The 4,072-nt window shown below is 69.6% G+C and carries 6 protein-coding genes; 1 reads left to right on the top strand and 5 read right to left on the bottom strand.

Translation table 11 applies throughout. The features are described 5' to 3' along the window. Window positions 1-178: 178 nt before the first annotated feature. Together moaC and moaB are read right to left on the bottom strand one after the other, a co-directional pair. The gene (moaC, locus tag ACIQ3R_RS16075; protein WP_397419865.1) at window positions 179-691 is read right to left on the bottom strand and encodes a cyclic pyranopterin monophosphate synthase MoaC; all 513 of its coding nucleotides are present in this window, start codon (window positions 689-691) and stop codon (window positions 179-181) included. After that, window positions 688-1,239, bottom strand: coding sequence for a molybdenum cofactor biosynthesis protein B (gene moaB, locus ACIQ3R_RS16070; RefSeq protein ID WP_397419864.1), 552 nt, complete (start codon window positions 1,237-1,239; stop codon window positions 688-690). Before moaB ends, moaC begins: the two co-directional genes overlap by 4 nt. A 143-nt stretch (window positions 1,240-1,382) precedes the next feature. Between moaB and ACIQ3R_RS16065 the strand changes: the two genes are divergently transcribed. Beyond that, window positions 1,383-2,732 carry a carotenoid oxygenase family protein gene (locus ACIQ3R_RS16065; RefSeq protein WP_397419863.1) on the top strand — a complete coding sequence of 450 codons (1,350 nt, stop codon included), beginning with the start codon at window positions 1,383-1,385 and terminating at the stop codon, window positions 2,730-2,732. Window positions 2,733-2,736: 4 nt separating this feature from the next. Here ACIQ3R_RS16065 and ACIQ3R_RS16060 read toward each other — a convergent pair whose 3' ends face one another. The 3 genes from ACIQ3R_RS16060 to ACIQ3R_RS16050 form a co-directional block, all read right to left on the bottom strand. Beyond that, window positions 2,737-3,177 (bottom strand): molybdenum cofactor biosynthesis protein MoaE, encoded by a 441-nt coding sequence (locus ACIQ3R_RS16060; protein ID WP_397419862.1) that lies wholly within the window; start codon window positions 3,175-3,177, stop codon window positions 2,737-2,739. Further along, window positions 3,174-3,413 (bottom strand): MoaD/ThiS family protein, encoded by a 240-nt coding sequence (locus tag ACIQ3R_RS16055; protein WP_397419861.1) that lies wholly within the window; start codon window positions 3,411-3,413, stop codon window positions 3,174-3,176. The genes ACIQ3R_RS16060 and ACIQ3R_RS16055 overlap by 4 nt, the downstream gene beginning before the upstream one ends. Before the next feature lie 3 nt (window positions 3,414-3,416). Next, window positions 3,417-4,072: GTP 3',8-cyclase MoaA (locus ACIQ3R_RS16050; RefSeq protein ID WP_397419860.1), on the bottom strand; the 656-nt coding region annotated here is incomplete at its 5' end.

Genomic DNA, 4,072 nt, shown 5'->3' with positions numbered 1-4,072 from the left:
AAGGCCCCGCCCTTTTCGTTTTTCACCTCCCCCGCACAGCGGCGGGAGGGGGACCATCGGCCAAGCGCGCAGCGCGGAGAGCCGATGGTGGAGGGGGCGAGCCTAAGGCTCAGCTGACCGATTGGCGGCGGATGGCGGGTGGATGTGGCTCGCCCCCTCCACCCCCCGCTCTTCAGACTTAGCGGTCCTCGGCGGGCGGTCCCCCTCCCGCCGCTTCGCGGGGGAGGTTAGCCCAGTCCCCGGACTTGCCGCCGGTCTTTGAGACCAGCCGCACGGCCTCGATGACCATGCCCTTCTCGGCCGCCTTCAGCATGTCGTAGAGCGTGAGACACGCCACCGAGACCGCGGTCAGGGCCTCCATCTCGACGCCCGTCTGGCCGGTGGTCTTGACCCGCGCGGTGACCCGAAGGCCGCCGTCACCCGGCTCGACCCGCACCTCAGCCTTGGTGATCGGCAGCGGGTGGCACATGGGGATCAGGTCGGACGTGCGCTTGGCGGCCATAACGCCGGCCACTTCGGCCACGGCCCGCACCTCGCCCTTGGCGCCCGCGCCGGAGAGCGCCAGGGCCAGGGTTTCCGGCGCCATGCGCACAAAGCCCTCCGCCACCGCTTCGCGGGACGTCGCCGCCTTGTCTGAGACATCGACCATCCGCGCCCGGCCGGTCTCGTCAATGTGGGTCAGACGGCTCACGATTCCATCAGGCGGGGCATGAGTTCGACCATGTTGCAGGGGCCATGGCGGCTGTCGAGCTGGGCGGAGATCACCTTGTCCCAGCCGTCTTTCACGGCCCCGTTGGAGCCTGGCAGGCAGAAGACGAAGCACCCGCCGACAATCCCGGCCAGCGCGCGGGACTGCAGCGTGGAGAGCCCCACCGACTGATAGCTGACCAGGTGGAAGATCACCGAGAAGCCGTCGATTTCCTTGTCGAATAACGGCCGCACGGCCTCCGGCGTCACGTCGCGGCCGGTGATGCCGGTGCCGCCGGTGCTGACGATCGCCTCCACGCCCTGCGCCACCCAGGCGCGGATCTGGGCGCGAATCTGGTCCACGTCGTCTTTGACGATGCCGCGCGCCACGAGCTCATGGCCCGCCCCGCTGACCCGGCCGGCCAGCAGGTCGCCCGAGGTGTCGCTTTCCTCGTCGCGGGTGTCGGAAATGGTCAGCACCGCCACCTTGACGGGCTTGAACGGCTTGGCGGCGTCGATCTTGCCGCCGGGCGTGAAGGCTGGGGCGTTCATGGGGTCAGGACTCCTTCGGTCGTTGTTCTAGCGCGCCCGAACGCTCGCGCGAACCACTCGTGCATTGACCGGCGTTCGGCGCCGCGCACAGTGTCCGAACTGAAGGCGGGCGCCTGAGACCTGCCGCTCACGGGAGCCCGCTGATGAATGCTCAGACCCCTAACCTGGAAGTTGCGCCCTGGCACCTGTCGGGCAACTGGGCCCCGGTGTTCGACGAGCTGGACTCGGGCCCGCTCACGATCCGCGGCGAGATCCCCCGCGAGCTCACGGGAACCTATGTGCGGGCCGGCATGAACCCGCGCTCCGGCCAGAGCGATCATTGGTTCGCCGGCAACGGCATGCTGCACGCGGTGATGCTGGACGGCGGCCAGGCGCGCTACCGCAATCGCTATGTCCGCACGCCCTACTACGAAAACGACCTCAACCTGATGTCGGGCATGTTCGATCCGGCCGCGTCGCCCGCCAACACCAGCATCATCCGCCACGCCGGCAAGTGGCTGGCCCTGGAGGAGCAGCACCTGCCCTGGTCGGTCAGCCCGGAGCTGGAGACGCTCGGCGCCCACGATTTTGGCGGCAAGCTCAAGGGCGCCATGACCGCGCATCCGCGCGTCTGTCCGGAGACCGGCGAGCTCCTGTTCTTCGGCTACCAACTCGCCCGCGCGCCTTACCTCACCTACTACCGGGCCGATGCGGCCGGCGAACTGGTCGAGGCCCAGCCGATCGACATCCCCAACCCGGTGATGATGCACGACTGGAACATCACCCGGAACCACGTGGTGTTCATGGACCTGCCCGTGGTGTTCGACCTCAAGGCCGCGATGCGGGGCGATCCGCCGCTCGCGTTCCGCCGCGAGGCGGGCGCACGCCTGGGCGTGATGAAGCGCAATGATGCGGGCGGCCATGTGCGCTGGTTCGAGATCGAACCCTGCTACGTGTTCCATCCGGTCAACGCCTATGAGGATGGCGGCGCCATCGTGATCCATGTCTGCCGCCAGAAGCATGCGATGGCGGGCGGGTTCCAGGAGCTCTACGGCGGTGAGGCCACGGCCGGACGGCTGTGGAAGTGGACGATCGACCTCGCCGCCGGAACGGTGCGCGAAGAGCAGGTCGACAATGCGCCCTGCGACTTCCCCCGGGTCGCCGATCACCTGGTGGGCCAGGAAGCCCGCTGGGGTTACCTCGGCTCGCTCGACGACCAGGCCCCCTCGCTGACGCTCGGCCGCTATCTCCACAAGTATGATCTGGGATCCGGCGCGCGGACGACCCGCGACCTGGGCGAACACGCTCACATGAGCGAGCCGGTGTTCATTCCCCGCGAGGGCGGCCGCGACGAGGACGATGGCTGGGTGGTGGCGATCCGCCACGACGAGGGACGCGACGAGAGCTCGCTGGTCATTCTCAACGCCCAGGACTTCGACGGCGCGCCCGCCGCCGAGGTGATCCTGCCGCGCCGCGTGCCCTACGGCGCCCATGGCGCCTGGATGGGGGCCTAGGCGCTTACCCCCACCGCTCCCGATCGGCGTGATCCTGGGCGGTCGGCTCCACCCAGCGTTCGCCGGCGGGACCGTGTTCCTTCTTCCAGAAGGGCGCCCGGCTCTTGAGGTAGTCCATCAGGAAGTCGCAGGCCTCAAAGGCGGCGCGGCGGTGGCCGGCCGCGACGGCGACGAAGACGATGGGTTCGCCCGGCCCGATGCGGCCTACCCGGTGGCGGATCTCGATGTCGTGCAGCGGCCAGCGCGCCCGGGCCTGTTCGGCGATCTTGCCGATCTCGGACTCGGTGAAGCCCGGATAAGCCTCCAGTTCCAGAACGTCTGTCTTGCCCGCCTCGGCCCGCGCGAGCCCGGTGAAGGTGGCCACGGCGCCGGTCTCGGATCGGCCTTTCGCAAACGCCGTGAGCAGCGCCCCCGGATCGAACGGGTCCTCTGACAGGAAAATCATCCGCCGCTCATGGGCGGCAGGAACGCCACCTCGCTGCCGGTGGAGAGGGCGACATCGCGACGCACGACCTGCTGGTCCACCGCCACCTGCACGCCGGGCCCGGCCAGCGCCCGGGCGAGTTCGGCGTCTTCATCCGCGATGGCGGCGCGCAAGGCCTCGATAGAGCCGGCCTCGATCCGACGGTCCCGCCAGCCGGCGAGGTCGCGCAGGGGGCCGAAGAGCAGGACCCGCGCCATGGCTCAGCCGCCGGTGGTCGACATGTGCCGCCTTACCGCAGGCGCGGCGCGGGCGATGTCGAAGTCGTGGCCCTTGGGCTTCAGTCGCACCGCGTCGCGGATCGCCGCGGTCAGAGCCGCGTCATCGCCGCCGGCGCGCAGCACGGCGCGCAGGTCGGTGGCGTCCTCCTGGCCGAGGCAGGTGTGCAGGGTGCCGGTGCAGGTCAGCCGCACGCGGTTGCAGGCCTCGCAGAAATTGTGGCTGAGCGGGGTGATCAGGCCGAGCCGCCCGCCGGTTTCGGCCACCCGGACATAGCGCGCCGGGCCGCCGGTGGAGAGCGGCAGATCCTCCAGCGTCCAGAAGCTCTCCAACTGTGTCCGCACGTCGCGCAGCGACAGGTACTGGTCGGTCCGGTCGGCCTCGATCTCGCCCATCGGCATGGTCTCGATCAGCGTGATGTCGTGGCCTTCGCCATGGGCCCAGCGGATCAGGTCGGGCAGTTCGGCGGCGTTGTCGTCCGCCAGCGCGACCGCGTTGATCTTGACCTTGAGACCGGCGTCCCGCGCCGCCGCCACGCCGGCCAGAACCTTGGCCAGGTCGCCGCCGCGCGTCAGTCGTCGGAACAGGTCTGGCTTCAGGGTATCCAGCGAGACGTTGATCCGGCGAACGCCCGCCTCGG

Origin of the sequence: Phenylobacterium sp. (genome assembly GCF_044371015.1) — a bacterium.
Classification (GTDB): domain Bacteria; phylum Pseudomonadota; class Alphaproteobacteria; order Caulobacterales; family Caulobacteraceae; genus Phenylobacterium.
This window is presented reverse-complemented; position numbering and strand designations above follow the sequence as displayed.